Raw genomic sequence first — 16,362 nt, 5'->3', positions numbered from 1 at the left:
GGAGGGGTTATGCCGAGCTTATTACCAACAGATACAGACACTAAACCCATGACAGATAAACGTCAGGCCATTTTGGAAACCGCCTTACGCTTATTTGTCGACCAAGGGTTTCATGGCACCTCGACCGCATCGATAGCCAAGCAGGCGGGCGTCGCCACGGGCACTCTGTTCCACCATTTTCCGACCAAGGAAGCATTGATGGAAAGCCTGTTTCTTACCATCAAGCAAGAATTTGCCGATGCCTTGTTGTTAAAGGTCGGTGAGGGGCAAGATCTTAAACATAATGCCGAAACGCTTTGGCAGAGTGCGATCGATTGGTCGATTGAAAACCCAGTCAAACAATTGTTTTTCCAGCAGTATTCTATGTCGCCGCAGATAGCACTGAATATTCGCGAGCAGGCGATGAACAGCATCTTAGGGTTTATCGCGCAATTGATAAAACAGGGACAACTGATGGGGTTGATTGCTCACTATCCCGTTGATTTAATGCTTGAAAACTGTCACGGCCAATACTTGGCCGCCACGCGCTTTTTTATCGATAATCCAGAATTAGGCAAAGATAAGCATTACCGCGATGCCAGCTTTGCGCTGTTTTGGAAGGCGTTACAGTCCGATTAACCATAAAAAAACCGAGCCAGACATGTCGCTGGCTCGGTGCTTGTTATCGCAATGGGAATTAACCTTGGCTCAACTCCTGCTGTCTTTCTGCGGGTTGTGTCACCTGAGCCTGACTCCAATAACCTTGCTTAATGCCCTTATCAATCAACTCGGCGACCGCGAGTTCGATGGCCTGCAGCACGCAAAACTGCACGGGTTCGTTAGTGGTAAAACCGACTTCCGCCTCGGCCAAACGATTCAAACTGGTATAGCGGAACAGGCCTGCACGCATTTCCTGCGAAAGTACCCTTTTACTCGTAGATACAGACATCATCACTTTACCCGTGTGCACATCGACCGCGCGCAGATAGATAGTGACTAAATCCTCACGGTACATTTCCGAGGCGCCAATGCCATAGTATTCCACCCCTGTGCCGCCGGTGCTGGTGTTGGTCTCGTAGCTGATAATGCCACCTTCTAATAGCAATCTCGCCGTCGATAACACCGGAATATCATCGCCCTTAGTGCCATTTTGTTTGTTGCTGATTTTGCGCTCGGTCAGTAGGTTTTGCAGGCCCTCACGCTCGACGGGGGTAAACCATTTCGAGTCGAGCAAGGTTTGCATCAACATAGAGGTTGCCCCTTGCGTGACCGCCGTGGAGAAGGAACTCACGTTCGCCTGAGGCTTATACTGGCCCGTTTGGTCGCGAAATGAATACACGGCCACAGGGATAGGAAACTTAGGCCCAGGCTGACTCTGTAATCCCTTCATCACCTCACTCACGGGGTTCACCTGTGCGGGCGTGATATTTAAGTCAGGCTTTGGGATCAAGCTACAGGCTGACATACTCAGCAGCATCAGGGCGATAAAGATGAAACGAGTCATTAGTTTCCGCCTCCGAAGGTTGGCATTTCAATCACTGTCACTTCACCGGTTTCGATATTAGTGATGGTCAGCATCACCCCAGTGCCAGTGGAAGCCACTTCAATACGAAAATCACCGGTATCGTACACGCCATCGGTGATCTCCCCATCGGCCACGCCACGGGTGATAGAGTTAATGATGTTACGTTCTAAGGATTCCTTAAAGCGGGTAACAAAGTCCTTCTCGGTCGAGCTGGCTTTGTTATCGTTTTGAGCCTGCGCTTTATTCAGCAGAAAGGCGCCATTGAGCGGATTACCGCCAAAGCTGGGATTCACAGGGGTATAGATTAATTCGGTTGCTTGGCTTGTGCATGCCATGCAGAGCACGGCAAGAGAAAGTAACGTCCTGTAAGTCATTATTATTATCCTAAAAGTCGTCCGTTGTTCCTGAAAAATCACCCGTAATGGCATTAGCTCGAACCTGAGCTAAGTAATCAATGGTCAGCAATATGGCCTGCTCTGCGCTTTCCTTAATCGGATTGGCGCGGCGACCAAAGTGCGTGGTATAGATGCGCGTACCGTTGACCTCCAAGGTTAAAACCGTGCCCGCCTGCGGAAACACGGTTTCATACAGGGTCACGTTAAAGCCTTGGGTAAAGGGCAATTCGCGCCAATAACTTGAATAGTAAAAGCCAAAATCCTTACCAAAACGGGTTAAGGTTCTGTCTATGACTAATCCACTGATTTCAATGTCATCATCGGCCAAAACACTGGGGGAACTGACAAACAGCAAGGGACACAAGATGCAGACGAATAACCGCTTTTTTAACGATCTCACTTTCCTCTCCCTGTTGATGAAAGCCACCCATTGCGCGATATCCAAAGCCGAACCAAGGACAAGCCCTTAGTCAACATTTTCGCTTACGCAGGGTAACAGGACAGCCGATCTGTCGTCATTAGAGGGAGGGGCAAATTAGCCCGAAAAGCTAAGGTAAAAACCGCAAAATAGCCCATTTGGGTAATACATTCGGTTGAGGAGTGAAACCTCTTGATACACACTTAAAGGCGGTTTATTGCGGCAGCCACAAATGTACCGACAGACCGCCGTCGCTGCGATTATGCATGCTAATGCTGCCATCGTGGGCTTCGATAATTTCGCGGCAAAGGGGCAGACCTAAACCCGTGCCCGATTGTTTAGTCGAGTAAAAGGGTAAGAGGGCTTGCTCTAACACTTCCTCGGACATACCGCTGCCGCGATCCTCGATTTTGATACTAAAGCCCGCCCCATCCACCATGGTTTGATGGCGAATCGAGAGAGTGACTTCATCGGGATTGGAACCTGATTCATGGGCATTTTTCAGTAAATTCAGCAAGACCTGCTCCATTTGCCCTTGGTCGAAATAGCCCATCTCAGCGGGTAACTCATTGGCTAAGGTAAAAGGATAATGTTGGGTTAAATGTTCGATAAGCTGCTGCCACGGCACATCACGTCGCTGCGGTAAAGGCAGTTTAGCAAAGCGCGCATAATTGAAAATAAACTGGCTCAAGTGATTCGTTCGACTCTCTATGGTATCGAATATCAGCTTAAGCTTGGGATTATCGAGATCTTTCGTCAGTAAACGCCCCGAGTTCACCATGGAGGCGATGGGCGCAACAGAGTTATTCAACTCATGGCTGATAATGCGGATCACCTTCTTCCATACCGCCACTTCCTGACGATTGAGTTCTCGGGTCATCTGCTTGAGCAAGATTAAGTTATGCTGTTGGTTATTCAGTAAAAACTGGCCACGGCTCAGATACCAAGTCTCAGTATCATCCTCACCCATGGTAAACAGGCCGCTCTTTTCTTGCTTAAGGGCCAAGGCAAGCGCTTCGGGCAAGTCTTGCAGCAGCTCGTCGAGGCTCAAGCCTTCCATCTTGCCTTTGATATGAAAAAGATGCCGCGCCGCATCGTTGGCATACATGAGTTTCTGGTGATCGTTAAACAGCAGCATCACATTCGGAGAGCTTTGAATCACCTTATCCAGCAGCAATTCCCGCTGGTAAATATATTGCCGCTCTTGGCGCAGCTTAGCCGCCGAATCATTGAATAACTCCGCCAATGCTTTTAGCTGCCCTTCACCATTTGCCGGAATGCTCACGCTAAAGTCATTGTCGTTAAAGTTGAGCAAACCAACCTCTAAGGCATTGAGACTGCGAGCTAAATGGCGGGTAAACCAAGCAACCCCAAGCGCGCAGCTACCACAGGCCAGCAGCAAGATCAGCAGCATATCAAATACTGCCGGCATCGACTGAGTGTGTTCCGACAGGCTAAATTCGGCGGGGAGCACAGGTTCAACCGGCGCAACCATTGGTGGTGCCTCAATAGGATGGGGGGCGGGACTAAAAAGCCCGTCCTTCAAACGATCGAGTTTATAGAGCTTAATCTGCACTTGCTCTTGCTTAAGTTGCTCTAACTTTTGCAACTCGTGTTTGATTTGCTCTGTCTTCAAGCGCTCCTGCAATGAGAGTGCCTTTTGAAATTGCTCAGTATCCTTAATCGTCGATTCGATTGCGGCCACCGCATCTTCGAGCTGTGCCAAATCCAGCTCGGGCACGGTAATATCGGGCAAGGTGTGGGGAGCATCCTCCACAAGAGAGGAAACTGACGAGCGATAACTCATGGCGCCTAGGGTTAGTAACACACCCAAAGCACAACAAACTGTTGAATAAATGATTAATTTTGTTCGCAGTAGCACGTTAATTCCCGCCTAATCGCCACCCATTACGCCGCCAATCGTTACTTCTCTAAGCCAAACTTGTCCATACGACGATACAAGGCTTGGCGACTCAGCCCTAAGGATTTGGCCACGCGCGCAATCACGCCCTTGTGTTGCCTTAAGGCCATTTCAATCTGCTCACGGCTCACATCCGTCGCCTCATTGCTCTCCTGCTCAATCGGCGGATTCGCCAGAGATTGCATCTCTGATGGCGAGACTAAGGGCCGAGTCTGCCCAAGGGGCGCGACACTCATATGGCTAGCATGATGACTCGTTTGATGGCTAGTTTGATGGTGGGCATGCGCGGGCGGTAAACCAAAATCGACTTCGGTTAACACTCGGCTTTTGGCCAACAGCGCCGCACGTTTGCAGGCGTTTTCCAACTCGCGCACATTGCCCGGCCAGCGGTGCTGCAACAGGGCTTGCTGCGCTGGTTTACTCAGGCTAAAACCTTCGCCGACAAAATGCTTCACTAAGGGCAAGATATCGTCAATTCGTTGATTCAGCGGCGGTAAAGCCAATTCAATCACATTCAAACGATAGAATAAGTCCTCACGGAAACGTCCTTCGGCAATATCTTGGGCCAGATCGGCGTTAGTCGCACTGATCACCCTCACTTTCACCTTTAAGGTTTTATGGCTGCCTAAGCGCTCAAACTCCCCGGTTTGTAATACCCGCAGCAATTTCACTTGGCCCGACAGAGGTAAATTGCCAATTTCATCCAAAAACAGCGTGCCGCCATCGGCCGCTTCAAAGCGACCAATGCGCGCCTTATTAGCGCCGGTAAAAGCCCCCGCCTCGGCACCAAAGAGTTCGGCTTCGAGTAACTCCATCGGCAAGGCGCCCACATTCACCTTGATAAACGGTTTGTTTTTTAAGGGGGAATTGGCGTGAATAATATCGGCAAGCTTGTCTTTACCCGCACCATTGGGGCCGGTTATCAACACAGACACATCGGAGCGCGCCAGTTGTAAGGCTAAGTCGATACAGCGCTGCATGGCGCCACTGCCAAACACGATTCCGCAGAGATCCGCATCGGCGATCGCCACCTGACGCTGGGAATTCACCCGTTCGAGCTGCTGGTTTGCACGGGCAAGTTTATGTAACGCAATTAAATTCGTAATACTGTTGAGTAACTTAGCATCATCCCACGGTTTGCCCATATAATCGGCGGCGCCCGCTTTAACTAACTCGACCGCTGTTTCGAGCTGAGTCCACGCCGTCATCAGGATGATCGGCAGATCTTGCTGACGCTCACGCAGGGCATAAAACAACTGCCGCCCTTCTTCACCCGAGGTGGTATCGCGGGTGAAGTTCATATCTTGGATAACCAAATCAACATCTTGGGTTGCCATTAGGCTAAGGGCATCTTCGGGCGTATGACAAGTCAACACCTGATAACCATTGATCTCCAGCATTAAGCCCAAGGCCTGACAGATGGCATGGTTGTCGTCGACAATCAGAATAGTGTCCATGTGAGCATGTGCGTCCAGAGTAAAACTATTAACCTTAAAGTAACAAAAAGTGCAATAACATCCTAATGTTATTGCACTTAATGCCCTTCATCCTATTTAAACACTGCGGGTGGCTGTCGCAGGAGAAATCTTAGCGGCCTTGCGAGCTGGCAAGTACACCGCAAGGGTGGTTACCGCAAACAGCCCCGCCACAGTCAGCAATGGATAGATTATCTCCAGCATCGGCAGGCTATAGAGACTCATCAATTGCTGGCCGAGCTGAATCGCTAACAGCACACCAATGCCACCGCCGAGCAAGCAAAGCAGATAGTTCTCTACGAGGAAGTAGCTGATAATATCCCTTTTTTTCGCCCCTAACGCGCGGCGAGTTCCAATTTGCTTAGTGCGGCGCTGGATATTAAACATCACCATGCCTGTCACCCCAAGGGATGTGATCAGCAGCAGTAACACCACCATCATGGTCAGTACGGTTGCCATTAACTCATGGTCACGGTACGCCTCGATACGGCGCTCTCCCATGGTCGTAAATCCTTCGACCACGCGGCTCGGATATTCCTTGTGCAGCAGCTCGGGAATGACTTCCTTGAGGCGAGCCATATCGCTCGACTTAGCTCTCACTAAATAGCGTTTATAGTCAGCGGGATAATTCACCGACAACACTGAGCTAAACTCTAGGTTTTTGTTATCTACCCACGCCGTTTGTAAGCGCTCCAACACCCCAATCACCACAAAGTGCTGCGTGCCCATATATACGCTCTTGCCAAGCGCAGTCTCATTTGGCCATACCTTATCGGCAAAGGCTTTAGTGACGATCATCTTGCCACCATCTTCCAACAACTCAGTGGTGATCTCCTGGGAATAGAAGTTGCGTCCTTCGACTAACTTCAGTCCTAGGGAGTTGATGAAATGCTCATCACTCATATACATGCCCGTATTGGGCGTAGATTTAGCGCGCTCCTCCGGCCCAAGCGTAAAGTTACTCGACCAACCGCCACCGCTCAGGGGAGCCATAGAGGTGGGCGCCACATCGATAACGCCCGGGATCGCACGGATGATCTCTAAATCTCGTTTATCCTGCGCAACTAAATCCGTTGATTTATCAAAATGATAAATACTGAAATCGAAGACTTCGCTTTCAACAATCCCCGAATCCCGCGCCATTAAATTCAGGCGCTCGGCGATAATAAAGCTGGCATTAGCGACGATAGCCACAGATAAAATGATCTGTAATAACAGCAACAAGGGGCCACTTTTACTGCGTAATAAACTGCTAAGAATAGGTTTGATATGTAACATATTGCCCCCGATTATTGGCTCTTAAGATAAACACTTGGGTTAGTCGTACACACACGCCACGCGGGGTAGATGCCAGCCACCACTGCCGCCAAAATCGCGATCAAAGGTGCTATCAACCACATACTGGTATCGAGGTGAGTTAAAGACGCCTCCAACTGAAACTTCTTCGTCAGCAGCATCAGTGAGCCCCAGGCCCAAGCTAAGCCGAGCAAACCGCCGAATAATCCCATCAAGGACACTTCCACCATATGTTGGGCAAAGATCTGCCCTTGGCTGGCGCCAATGGCGCGGCGCACACCGATCTCGGGAGCACGGCGTAAAAACTTAGACAGCAATAAACCTAACATATTGACTAAACAGACAATTAAGAAAAGTGCGCTCAGGCCCACTAGCACCTTGTTATCCTCAGGCACCACTTTATTGATGGCTAACCATTGGTCAACATCGGACAACTGTACATCGGCCTTAGGTGAGCTAAAGCGGCCTAATTTCTTTTGTTGTTCAATATATTGGCGTACCCACTGACGGTACTCGGCCACTTGCTCAGGCGTATCGAGTTGCACCCAATATTGCGTCCAATGCTTTTCTGAAGTTAAACGCTGTGCATAGTTATTGATGCTTTCATAGTTCCAGCCGTTGGTATTACCCCAACTGGCGTACTCCTCAATTGGTGCCAAACTGTAGGGCACAAACAAGGTATCCACATTGCCAAAGGCGCCATTGTTAAGATCGTAATAGTTTGGACTCGGTGCCCAAGGCTTAAGCACTCCCACCACCTGATAGGGCTTAGCATTGAAATAAATCGTCTTACCCACACTATTTTGGCCCGCAAACAGCGTCTTATTTAGCTCATCGGTCAACACCACTTCGTAGCGAGCATCTTTATCGACACTGTCATCCCATGCATGACCGTATTGGAATTCGAGGCCAAACAGTGGGAAAAAGTCGTTATTGGTTACCCTAACCTGAGATTGCAGCACGGGTAAAAAAGCCGGATCTTCGGTTTGTACCGCGCCGCCCGTGCGAAACATGGGGGTTTGCAGGCTCGGAATATCACTCTTAAGTAAGTTCATCCCGTCTTGATAGGTGATCTGTTGATCGAAGCGATCCCAGGCATCAGGTCCTTGACTCCACAACTGCACCGCAAACAGTTGACCCGATTTCTCCCCCGCAGGGTTAATCGACATCATTTTATAGATGTTGAGTGTGGTGATAGTGATACCAATGCCGATGGAAATCGCCATAATCATCAATGCCGACAACATAGGCGTTTTTTTGATGCTACGCCAAGCTAAATCTAAGTAATAGAAGAACATAACCGCTCCTAGCCTTGGGCGTTAGCAACGAGTTTATCGACACTGCCGTGGTTTGCGCTGCGAGCCGCATTGGGCTGATACATGGTAAAGTCGCAGACTTGGCCATCGACAATTTGAATATTGCGCTGGGCACGGCGGGCCAGTTCAGGATCGTGGGTCACCATGATGATCGTGGTGCCAGACTGGTTAATATTCTCTAATAATTCCATCACTTGGCGCGCCATTAAGCTGTCGAGGTTACCCGTTGGTTCGTCGGCGAGCAGAAAACGGGGTTCCCCCGCTAAAGCGCGGGCAATCGCCACCCTTTGCTGCTGACCGCCGGATAATTGGGTCGGTAAATGCTTCATCCGCGCGCCTAAGCCCACTTGCTCTAGCGCTTGCTCCACACGGCGTTTACGCTCCTTGGCACTAAAACCACGGTAGCGCAGCGGCACTTCAATGTTTTCCGCGAGGTTAAGATCGGGGATCAAGTTAAAGCCTTGGAAGATAAAGCCAATCTTCTCGTTGCGTACGGCGGCACTTTTGTTATCACTGAGGTTGGAGACATTAATTCCATCTAAAAAATAATCCCCATGGGTGAAGCCTTCGAGCAAGCCTGCGATATTTAAGAAGGTGGTTTTGCCTGAGCCCGAAGGACCCGTGACCGCCACAAACTCGCCCTCATTCACCTCAAGGTTGAAATCCCGCAGTGCGTGGGTTTCCACTAAGTCCGTTTTAAAAACCTTACTGATATTCTTCATTGATAACATTTTAATTTCCTTGATTAATTTTTATCTTTGCGCGCAAACGGCTTATAAAACGCGCCAGTATTTTCTTTATCTTTAAGCGGTAACGGCTGACACACAGCCATTACCCCGCAAAACGGCCCATCACAACCCCACTCAAGGCATCGAACACCCCATTGAGACAGGCGAATATAAAGCTCACACTTTCCATCGAGACATCACCCACTTGGCGCACCTCTTCTAGGGGATTGGTCCATTCCAAAATATTTAAACCGAGGAAAAACCAGCTATTGGCCTCACCTATGCCCAGTTCAACCGCCACGACCAGTAGAGCCAAGGCCAGAACACCAAACAATTTGGATGACATCAGCAGACCAAGATCGACGTTTTTAGTACGCATAATGAACTCCTTGTACACCTTAGCCGCAGACTTTTTAGCCAGAGCGGCGTTAATTACATCAATTTGATTAATAAGTAATTTTTGACTATCGGTCATCAATGCATTTTGACCTGTTCAGCATGGTTGAAGGGCTCAACACTGGAGATCACCCATTCGTCACCCGCTTTGCCGCCTTCGATCACTTCAACCTGACTCATGCTAGTGCTACCGAGCTTAATGTCGCGGCGGGTAGCAATATCGCCTTCGACTTGATACACCTCATCACCGCCACCGCTGGTCATAAAGGCACCGCGTTTAACCATCAACACATTCGCCCTGTGTTCGAGTAAGACTCGGGCGGAGATCCGTTGGTTTTGGCGCAGCTTCAAGCTTTCGCTCTGGACAAACTGCACTCTGGCGGTCACTTCACGGTTACGCACTTCGGGGGAAATCGAGGATAACTTGCCCATGAGTTTGACTTCACCGAAGCTCAGTTCGACCTCCATTCCGAGTCCTAACTCGTCGGCGTAGGATTCTGGCACCGCCAACTCGGCCTCATAGGCACTTAAATCGACCACGGTCAGGATGGGCTGATTGGCGCTCAGACGTGTTTTTTGCTCGGTCAACCAGTTACCAATAATGCCGCTCACCGGCGCCTTGATATTTAAGGCGTCGACCTGACGCTCAAGCTCTTTCACCGCCAAACTCTGACGCTCCATTTCCAAGGCCTTGTTTTTCACCTCAAAGGTTAAGGTATCCTTGGTTAAGGCCACTTCCTGCTCCGCATGCTTAAACTTGAGTTTTGCCTTGTGCAGATCGTCCTTGCCCTTCTCATAGTCGATTTGGCTGATCAGTTTAGACTGGATCAATAAATCCCCGCGACGGCTCTCCCGATCGGCGGCTTCCAAATCGACCGAGGCCATGTCTAAGGTTTGATTGACTTGTAATTGGTTACGTCTGGCGTCTAGCTTGGCACGCTCAAGGGCGCTCTCTAATCCCGCCAATAGTGATTTCGCCTGCTCTAATTGATTGGTTAATCTTGGACTATCCAGCTTTGCGACCACATCACCTTTGCTAACGCTATCACCGGGGTTGCTCAATAGCGTTACTGTGCCTTCTTCGGTGCTGTAGAGAATCGGTGCATTGGCGGCAACAATTTTGCCCGTGGTGGCCACATCTCGAGTGAGCGTGCCAACATATAAAGTGGCGGTAGTGAGCTCGCTACGGCTGATGGACTGGCTAACTTTATCGCTACCAAAACTGGCCCACACTAAGGCGCTAACCAGTAAGGTGCAGCCGCCAATCATCAGAGGCAACTTGAGGCGTTTGGCGGTCGATGGCACAAGGACTTTATCTTGGCCGCTGGTATCTTTAATCATGGCGTTTCTCGCTTCCCTGTCGTAGGGCTGGATAGGCCCATCGCTACGGACACTATTAAAAATCGATAACCAGTAAAAGCAACGCCTATGCCAACTTAATTAAAGCATTTATTTTCATAAAGTTAAGTGAAACTCAAGATAAAAGTGTCCGCGGACACAGAGGGCTTTATTAAAAAGTGTCCGCAGATTTTCGAGAAAGTGTCCGCTCGAGATGGGGGGTAAAGCTAAGTGAAAGACTGGCTGTGAGCATTCAACATGTGTTAACACTTTTCTTAGCGAATTGTCTGAGTTTCCCTTTACAGCTAAATCCTTGCCACATAAGATCCTGCCACCCTCGCAGCAAAAATATTCAACAAGATGAATCGCCCTATGACAACACTCACTATTACTCGTCCTGACGACTGGCACATTCACCTAAGAGACGGCGCACAATTAAAAGACACGGTTCGCGATATCAGCCGCTATATGGGCCGCGCTATCGTCATGCCTAACCTGGCTCCTCCCGCTATCGATACCGAAACCGCATTGGCTTATTACGATCGTATCAAGGCGCAAGTGCCAGCTGGCTCGCAATTTGAACCCTTAATGGTGTTGTATCTCACCGACAAAACCAGCCCAGAAGAAATCCGTAAAGCCAAAGCCTCGGGCAAAATCGTTGCCGCGAAACTCTACCCAGCAGGCGCGACCACCAACTCGGATTCTGGCGTGACCGATTTGAAGAACATCTACCCCGCCCTCGAAGCGATGCAGGAAGTGGGCATGTTGTTCCTAGTGCATGGTGAAGTGACTGATTCATCGATTGATATTTTCGACCGTGAGCGGGTATTTATTGAGAATATCCTCAGCAAGATCGTGGCCGATTTCCCTAAGCTTAAAATCGTTCTCGAGCATATCACCACTAAGGATGCGGTCGATTTTGTGACTCAAGCGTCTGAAAACGTGGCCGCCACGATCACCGCGCACCACTTGCTCTATAACCGCAACCATATGTTGGCTGGCGGTATTCGTCCGCACTTCTATTGCCTGCCGATTTTAAAGCGCAATACCCACCAGCAAGCGCTGTTAGGTGCCGCGGCCAGTGGCAATAAGAAGTTCTTCCTCGGTACCGACTCTGCGCCACACGCTAAAGATCGTAAAGAAGCCGCCTGTGGCTGCGCGGGTTCTTATACTGCCCATGCGGCCATTGAGCTGTACGCAGAAGCCTTTGAATCGGTCAATGCGCTGGATAAATTAGAAGCCTTTGCCAGCTTCAACGGCCCAGATTTTTACAATCTGCCCCGCAACAGCGATACCATCACCCTAGTGAAAAAATCTTGGGATGTGCCCGTCAGTTACCCACTTGGCGACAACAATGTTGTGCCAATTCGCGCTGGCGAACAAATCGATTGGCAAGTCGAATAAACGGGCCTTTTGACGCGATAAACGGCTATCTAAATCTGCCGTTTATCGAGATCTAAACCGTTAAGAGTCGCCTTAGGGCGACTTTTTTATAACCAGCAAATAACGCCATAAGCGATTATCTTTTAAGAGAAAAAACATGAATACACGGAAGTTACTTAAGCTGTTGTCCTCAAGCCTATTATTTGCCACTACGCTGCCACTCAGCACTTTTGCCGCCGATGAACTCTCAGGTATTTGGCAGGGCACGCTGGGTAAAAGCAGTGTTAGAGTCTGCTTTAACCAATACGGCAGTGGCAGTTACTACTATCAACGCTACTTAACCCCAATACAGCTCGAGCTGCAAAACGGTATTTGGAAAGAAGAAAACAATACCGGAAACTGGCAGTTCGATAGCGCTACGGCGCAGCAACTCAGCGGCCATTGGTTTAAAGGCAATTCCGGTAAATCCTTACCCATAAAGCTTGAGCGCCAACTCAGCCCGGATAATCAGGATGACTGCAGCGCCGATGCCTACAATCTGCCACTTGAAACCAAACCTTCACTGAGCCGCGGAAAATGGCAAGCTTTTCAAACCATTGAATACCGTCCGCTGACCTATGGCACCGAAGTCGGTATCGAATTTAACGGCCCGCAAAAAGGCATTTCCGCCATTAATCAGTGGCTTGAGAAAAAGCTCACCGATGATGCGCAGCTGGCACAGACCTTTGATACTCGCCGCAGAATGTTGTCGCAAATGGGCCACTTTGTGGCCGATGAAACTTATGCTGAACCGATTTTCCTCAATCAGCATTGGCTCAGCGTGCGCTTATATCGCTGGGCGGCGGGTTTTGGCGCCAATGGGATCAGCCAAGAGTTTGTTAGCTTCTCCCTCGCCGATGGTAAACCTTTCCATCCGTGGCAGTGGTTTATTGCCGATAAACCCTCGCAAACCTTGCCAGAAAGCATGAGTTATCAGCTCCCTCCTGCACTTAAAGAAAGGTTGTTTGCTAATGCGGTTCCTGATACCGAATGCCCAAGAGCCGACGGCTCTGGGTATTTTCAGCTCACCCTCGAGACGAATGGGGTTAAGTTTTGGGAAATGCCCCGTGGCGATGGTTGTGAGCTGGAGTTTACCTTAACCCCACAAGAAGCCATGCCCTTTGCCACACCTTGGGGGCAAACGCAGCTTAAGTTATTGGAATAATATAATTTAATATAAATTCAATCATTAATCGCGATGGCGGGAAAGCAGGCTGAGATAACGATAATAAGCGTTAGAAAGCCCTTTCTCGCAAACCTTAACGGGCTAACGTCTCTTGTCAGATTCAGCCCCTATTTTGAAGGAAGATAGCTTGAGCCAGCAAATGCCCCAGATAGCAGAACAAACAGCCGAAGCCTTAGTGCAAGCCCAGTTAGTCGCCTATAACCGACACGATCTTGCAAGCTTTGTCGCGCTCTTTAGCGACGATGTTTGTATTTACCGCCCACCCGCCACAGAGCCCGTGATCCGAGGCAAGGCCGCCTTTAGTGATTTCTATCAAAATGAACGCTTTAACTTGCCGCATCTGCACGCCGAGATCCTCAATCGTATGGTGGTCGGCAATAAGGTGGTCGATCACGAACGGATCAGCGGCATCCGCGAGGAGCCCTTTGAAGTCATGGTGGTCTTTGAAGTCGCTAATGGCCTTATCCAAGCGATGTGGAGCTTTGCCGCTAACTAAAGCGCGCGCTAAATGGTCATATCAAGCTGACTGGCGTAACAACAAGCATCTGCGGCAAAGGCGCTCGCTAAAGCAGTGAAAAATGTTACGCCTATCCCATATTTCATTTCGGCGCCGCCTTTTGGTGTGATATCAACGGATTCTGTGAAGCGCACGACTGTCCCTCAACCACAAAATACCTTAGGGTTATTAGTAACAGCCTAAAGGGCGATGCACTCAACGCCCTCTTCATTTTGCCCAACAATAGGAATTGCTGATGTCTGATAACCAACAAGCCTTTTACGAACGTGCCACCGAGATGATTAAGCTCGCGAACCAGCAAAACCAAAACACCGAGATCCAAACAGGTGAGGTCAGCGCTTCCTTTATGTGGGCCGTCGCCCGCTACAACGCTTGGTTTGGCTCAACCAGCTTTGAATCCAAAGAACAAATGCAGGCCAAAAAACAGGAAATGATGGATTACTATATCGAACGCTACAAAGAGATGATTGACGCCAATCTCGAAGACTATATCGAAAACTTCGACCACTACCGCGCCACACAAAAGTAGTCAGTGAATAAACAATTGCTCTAATAGAATTGCTTTGGTTGGTTTAGGGCTCATAAGCCCAAGAGGGGCAAATAGGATTATTTGCCCCTCTACTATGACACTGTGGCGAACAGCTTCTTACTTATGCGCAGCAAGAACAAAGATGATACATCGCCGTTATTGAGTGCATGCGTTTGTCGTTTGGCAGTCGGCTGCGGCCTGACGCTTAAGCTGCTGAGCATATAGCTCCGCCGCTGCTTTTGCCTTTCGAGCCTCTACCTTATGTTGCACATTCTCCACCAAGACCTTATCAAAGGTCTCCATTCCAAAATGGTCGGAAACATCCTGATAAATAAACCAAGATGCAAAGGCGACAATGCCATAGGTCATTAGACGTAACATGGTTTTTAAACCTCAACAATTGTATCAACAACTGCAATATAACTGAGGTTTTTCATAAAGAAAACTGTCAATTTAATGGCTTAAAATTGTCAAATTACCACCATTATTCAATAGGATACAAAAACACAAAAACCTTTAATTACATCAATTTAGCTATTTGAGACCAAAGTCAGCTTCTAGCCGTCAAAATTGGCTATTAACCATTAAAAATGAGCGATTATTTGACATAGTTTTTTAAGTGACAATAAATCATGTACTGCTTAACTAATGTCAGAAAGTCGACGATAAATTCATCAATTGTGATTTTTGACACAGCAAGCCAAGCCTAAGCTAGAGTGCAGTCTTAAGTTGTTGGAGACCCCTTTCCCGCCATAGCTGGATTGCACGACGAGATAAGGGTTCAAACTCTCTGGATTTATCTCTGCCTCGATAAATTGAGCGGCTGTTTTCAGCAATCGGCACCGAATAATGAATGTTGTAGGCGAGTTGCGTTAAGTATGCTCGCCCCATCTCACGATAGCGCGCAGATTCCTGTTCATTTAATGGGATCAAGTAGTGATAACCAAATGCACTCATACTGCAGTTAGCATCCAGATAAAGTTCGCCCTCATGTTCAAACAAAAACCAGGCTCGATTCTCAGTATCCACTACTCTCATCTCAACTCCGTCGATCTTAGAGACTCACATCACTGTAAACTCACACCTGGCCGTTAAAAGGCTTGGAAGAAGACCCCAAAGGCGCTGAAAATCGCCACAAACCAAGACAGTGAACGTAATGTGCCTTTGTTCAGTAGATACAAGATCTGATACGCCACCCGCGCGACAATATGCACAACCGCCAACCACTCGGCAGTCGCAGTGACTTTGCCCGTGGCGATAACCGTCACTACGGCCAAACCAAAAATCAGTAGGGATTCGAAGGCGTTTTGATGTCCAGCGAGTGCCCGCGCACCAAATCCGGTTAATTGCGCCTGTTGAGTTCGCGGATGATGATTATCATAACCGCCGGCTTTGGCCATTGCCCATGCGACTGGGCCTTTAGCTAAGTAAGGCAATAACATAGCGATAAATAAGCAAATCAGTAACGTGTTCATCTTTAAGGGATCCTATTGTTTTTGTTGTGTATGCAGGCCTGCACCTATTTCACCAGATACATGCCTTCGCTGGCGGGACGACTGAATTTAAAACCAAATTTTTCATAGAGTTCAGGCACATCGGCCATTAAGGTGATATAAGCCCCCGTAAAAGCCTCACGGTCTAGGTAGGCCATAATATGCTGCATAATCAATCGGCCAAGCCCCTTGCCTTGATGCTCAGGATCCACAGCCACATCGACGATCTCAAAGTTAATCGCCCCATCCCCCACAACCCGCCCCATACCCACGGTTTGGGTACCACAGTTAATTTGCACGCCGTATAAACTCTTTGGCAGCGCCTTGACGACGCCCGCCAAAGGTCGAGGACTTAGGCCCGAAATCTGCCGTAAACGGATAAAATCTTCAACCGACGCCACTTGCTCTATCACTTGGTACATAGTTCA

General features: G+C 48.9%; 19 protein-coding genes. 5 read left to right on the top strand and 14 right to left on the bottom strand.

All coding sequences use genetic code 11. The features are described from left to right. The first annotated feature begins 9 nt into the window (after positions 1 to 9). A complete protein-coding gene (locus B5P39_RS02435; RefSeq protein WP_088210327.1) occupies positions 10 to 618 on the top strand; it encodes a TetR/AcrR family transcriptional regulator in 609 nt (202 codons plus the stop codon). Positions 619 to 676: 58 nt separating this feature from the next. Here the strand turns inward: B5P39_RS02435 and B5P39_RS02430 are convergent, their stop codons facing one another. The 10 genes from B5P39_RS02430 to B5P39_RS02385 form a co-directional block, all read right to left on the bottom strand. Continuing rightward, positions 677 to 1,483: a CsgG/HfaB family protein gene (locus B5P39_RS02430; RefSeq protein ID WP_088210326.1), complete on the bottom strand. Its 807-nt coding sequence runs from the start codon at positions 1,481 to 1,483 to the stop codon at positions 677 to 679. Further along, entirely contained in the window at positions 1,483 to 1,878 is a 396-nt protein-coding gene (locus B5P39_RS02425; protein ID WP_088210325.1) for a curli assembly protein CsgF, read from the bottom strand. The genes B5P39_RS02430 and B5P39_RS02425 overlap by 1 nt, the downstream gene beginning before the upstream one ends. Before the next feature lie 10 nt (positions 1,879 to 1,888). Then, positions 1,889 to 2,299 carry a curli production assembly/transport protein CsgE gene (locus B5P39_RS02420; RefSeq protein ID WP_088210324.1) on the bottom strand — a complete coding sequence of 137 codons (411 nt, stop codon included), beginning with the start codon at positions 2,297 to 2,299 and terminating at the stop codon, positions 1,889 to 1,891. A gap of 232 nt (positions 2,300 to 2,531) precedes the next feature. Next, a complete protein-coding gene (locus B5P39_RS02415; RefSeq protein ID WP_088210323.1) occupies positions 2,532 to 4,199 on the bottom strand; it encodes a sensor histidine kinase in 1,668 nt (555 codons plus the stop codon). A gap of 41 nt (positions 4,200 to 4,240) precedes the next feature. Continuing rightward, complete coding sequence (locus B5P39_RS02410) at positions 4,241 to 5,695, bottom strand: sigma-54-dependent transcriptional regulator (protein WP_088210322.1); 1,455 nt, start codon at positions 5,693 to 5,695, stop codon at positions 4,241 to 4,243. Between the two features lie 96 nt (positions 5,696 to 5,791). After that, positions 5,792 to 6,991 (bottom strand): ABC transporter permease, encoded by a 1,200-nt coding sequence (locus tag B5P39_RS02405; RefSeq protein ID WP_088210321.1) that lies wholly within the window; start codon positions 6,989 to 6,991, stop codon positions 5,792 to 5,794. Between the two features lie 11 nt (positions 6,992 to 7,002). Further along, positions 7,003 to 8,307, bottom strand: a complete 1,305-nt coding sequence (locus B5P39_RS02400; RefSeq protein WP_088210320.1) for an ABC transporter permease — start codon at positions 8,305 to 8,307, stop codon at positions 7,003 to 7,005. Between the two features lie 8 nt (positions 8,308 to 8,315). Next, a complete protein-coding gene (locus B5P39_RS02395) occupies positions 8,316 to 9,056 on the bottom strand; it encodes an ABC transporter ATP-binding protein (protein WP_088210319.1) in 741 nt (246 codons plus the stop codon). Between the two features lie 100 nt (positions 9,057 to 9,156). Further along, the gene (locus B5P39_RS02390) at positions 9,157 to 9,432 is read right to left on the bottom strand and encodes a hypothetical protein (RefSeq protein ID WP_088210402.1); all 276 of its coding nucleotides are present in this window, start codon (positions 9,430 to 9,432) and stop codon (positions 9,157 to 9,159) included. Between the two features lie 95 nt (positions 9,433 to 9,527). After that, positions 9,528 to 10,790, bottom strand: coding sequence for an efflux RND transporter periplasmic adaptor subunit (locus B5P39_RS02385; protein WP_088210318.1), 1,263 nt, complete (start codon positions 10,788 to 10,790; stop codon positions 9,528 to 9,530). A gap of 369 nt (positions 10,791 to 11,159) precedes the next feature. On the opposite strand from B5P39_RS02385, the gene pyrC reads away from it, so the two are divergent. The 4 genes from pyrC (at position 11,160) to B5P39_RS02365 (ending at position 14,441) form a co-directional block, all read left to right on the top strand. Beyond that, entirely contained in the window at positions 11,160 to 12,191 is a 1,032-nt protein-coding gene (gene pyrC, locus B5P39_RS02380) for a dihydroorotase (protein ID WP_088210401.1), read from the top strand. A 136-nt stretch (positions 12,192 to 12,327) separates the two neighbouring features. Continuing rightward, positions 12,328 to 13,374: a hypothetical protein gene (locus tag B5P39_RS02375; RefSeq protein WP_088210317.1), complete on the top strand. Its 1,047-nt coding sequence runs from the start codon at positions 12,328 to 12,330 to the stop codon at positions 13,372 to 13,374. A gap of 160 nt (positions 13,375 to 13,534) precedes the next feature. Continuing rightward, a complete protein-coding gene (locus B5P39_RS02370) occupies positions 13,535 to 13,891 on the top strand; it encodes a nuclear transport factor 2 family protein (protein ID WP_086902732.1) in 357 nt (118 codons plus the stop codon). 256 nt (positions 13,892 to 14,147) lie between these two features. Further along, positions 14,148 to 14,441, top strand: a complete 294-nt coding sequence (locus B5P39_RS02365; protein ID WP_011621652.1) for a DUF3144 domain-containing protein — start codon at positions 14,148 to 14,150, stop codon at positions 14,439 to 14,441. A gap of 156 nt (positions 14,442 to 14,597) precedes the next feature. On the opposite strand, the gene B5P39_RS02360 is transcribed toward B5P39_RS02365, so the two are convergent. The 4 genes from B5P39_RS02360 to B5P39_RS02345 form a co-directional block, all read right to left on the bottom strand. Beyond that, positions 14,598 to 14,822, bottom strand: a complete 225-nt coding sequence (locus B5P39_RS02360; protein WP_088210316.1) for a hypothetical protein — start codon at positions 14,820 to 14,822, stop codon at positions 14,598 to 14,600. 330 nt (positions 14,823 to 15,152) lie between these two features. Then, positions 15,153 to 15,479, bottom strand: coding sequence for a hypothetical protein (locus B5P39_RS02355; RefSeq protein WP_088210315.1), 327 nt, complete (start codon positions 15,477 to 15,479; stop codon positions 15,153 to 15,155). 53 nt (positions 15,480 to 15,532) lie between these two features. Then, a complete protein-coding gene (locus B5P39_RS02350) occupies positions 15,533 to 15,916 on the bottom strand; it encodes an MAPEG family protein (RefSeq protein ID WP_011718077.1) in 384 nt (127 codons plus the stop codon). Between the two features lie 44 nt (positions 15,917 to 15,960). Further along, positions 15,961 to 16,356 carry a GNAT family N-acetyltransferase gene (locus tag B5P39_RS02345; RefSeq protein WP_011718078.1) on the bottom strand — a complete coding sequence of 132 codons (396 nt, stop codon included), beginning with the start codon at positions 16,354 to 16,356 and terminating at the stop codon, positions 15,961 to 15,963. Positions 16,357 to 16,362 lie beyond the last annotated feature (6 nt).

It is taken from the genome of Shewanella sp. Shew256 (assembly GCF_002196695.1).
In the GTDB taxonomy this organism is placed as follows: Bacteria; Pseudomonadota; Gammaproteobacteria; order Enterobacterales; family Shewanellaceae; genus Shewanella; species Shewanella mangrovisoli.
This window is presented reverse-complemented; position numbering and strand designations above follow the sequence as displayed.

Coding starts and splice junctions, on each gene's coding strand:
- B5P39_RS02375 (WP_088210317.1), top strand. CDS start 12,328: ATGAATACACGGAAGTTACTTAAGCTGTTGTCCTCAAGCCTATTATTT.
- B5P39_RS02395 (WP_088210319.1), bottom strand. CDS start 9,056: ATGTTATCAATGAAGAATATCAGTAAGGTTTTTAAAACGGACTTAGTG.
- pyrC (WP_088210401.1), top strand. CDS start 11,160: ATGACAACACTCACTATTACTCGTCCTGACGACTGGCACATTCACCTA.
- B5P39_RS02385 (WP_088210318.1), bottom strand. CDS start 10,790: ATGATTAAAGATACCAGCGGCCAAGATAAAGTCCTTGTGCCATCGACC.
- B5P39_RS02390 (WP_088210402.1), bottom strand. CDS start 9,432: ATGCGTACTAAAAACGTCGATCTTGGTCTGCTGATGTCATCCAAATTG.
- B5P39_RS02400 (WP_088210320.1), bottom strand. CDS start 8,307: ATGTTCTTCTATTACTTAGATTTAGCTTGGCGTAGCATCAAAAAAACG.
- B5P39_RS02360 (WP_088210316.1), bottom strand. CDS start 14,822: ATGTTACGTCTAATGACCTATGGCATTGTCGCCTTTGCATCTTGGTTT.
- B5P39_RS02370 (WP_086902732.1), top strand. CDS start 13,535: ATGCCCCAGATAGCAGAACAAACAGCCGAAGCCTTAGTGCAAGCCCAG.
- B5P39_RS02345 (WP_011718078.1), bottom strand. CDS start 16,356: ATGTACCAAGTGATAGAGCAAGTGGCGTCGGTTGAAGATTTTATCCGT.
- B5P39_RS02365 (WP_011621652.1), top strand. CDS start 14,148: ATGTCTGATAACCAACAAGCCTTTTACGAACGTGCCACCGAGATGATT.
- B5P39_RS02425 (WP_088210325.1), bottom strand. CDS start 1,878: ATGACTTACAGGACGTTACTTTCTCTTGCCGTGCTCTGCATGGCATGC.
- B5P39_RS02355 (WP_088210315.1), bottom strand. CDS start 15,479: ATGAGAGTAGTGGATACTGAGAATCGAGCCTGGTTTTTGTTTGAACAT.
- B5P39_RS02350 (WP_011718077.1), bottom strand. CDS start 15,916: ATGAACACGTTACTGATTTGCTTATTTATCGCTATGTTATTGCCTTAC.
- B5P39_RS02435 (WP_088210327.1), top strand. CDS start 10: ATGCCGAGCTTATTACCAACAGATACAGACACTAAACCCATGACAGAT.
- B5P39_RS02430 (WP_088210326.1), bottom strand. CDS start 1,483: ATGACTCGTTTCATCTTTATCGCCCTGATGCTGCTGAGTATGTCAGCC.
- B5P39_RS02405 (WP_088210321.1), bottom strand. CDS start 6,991: ATGTTACATATCAAACCTATTCTTAGCAGTTTATTACGCAGTAAAAGT.
- B5P39_RS02410 (WP_088210322.1), bottom strand. CDS start 5,695: ATGGACACTATTCTGATTGTCGACGACAACCATGCCATCTGTCAGGCC.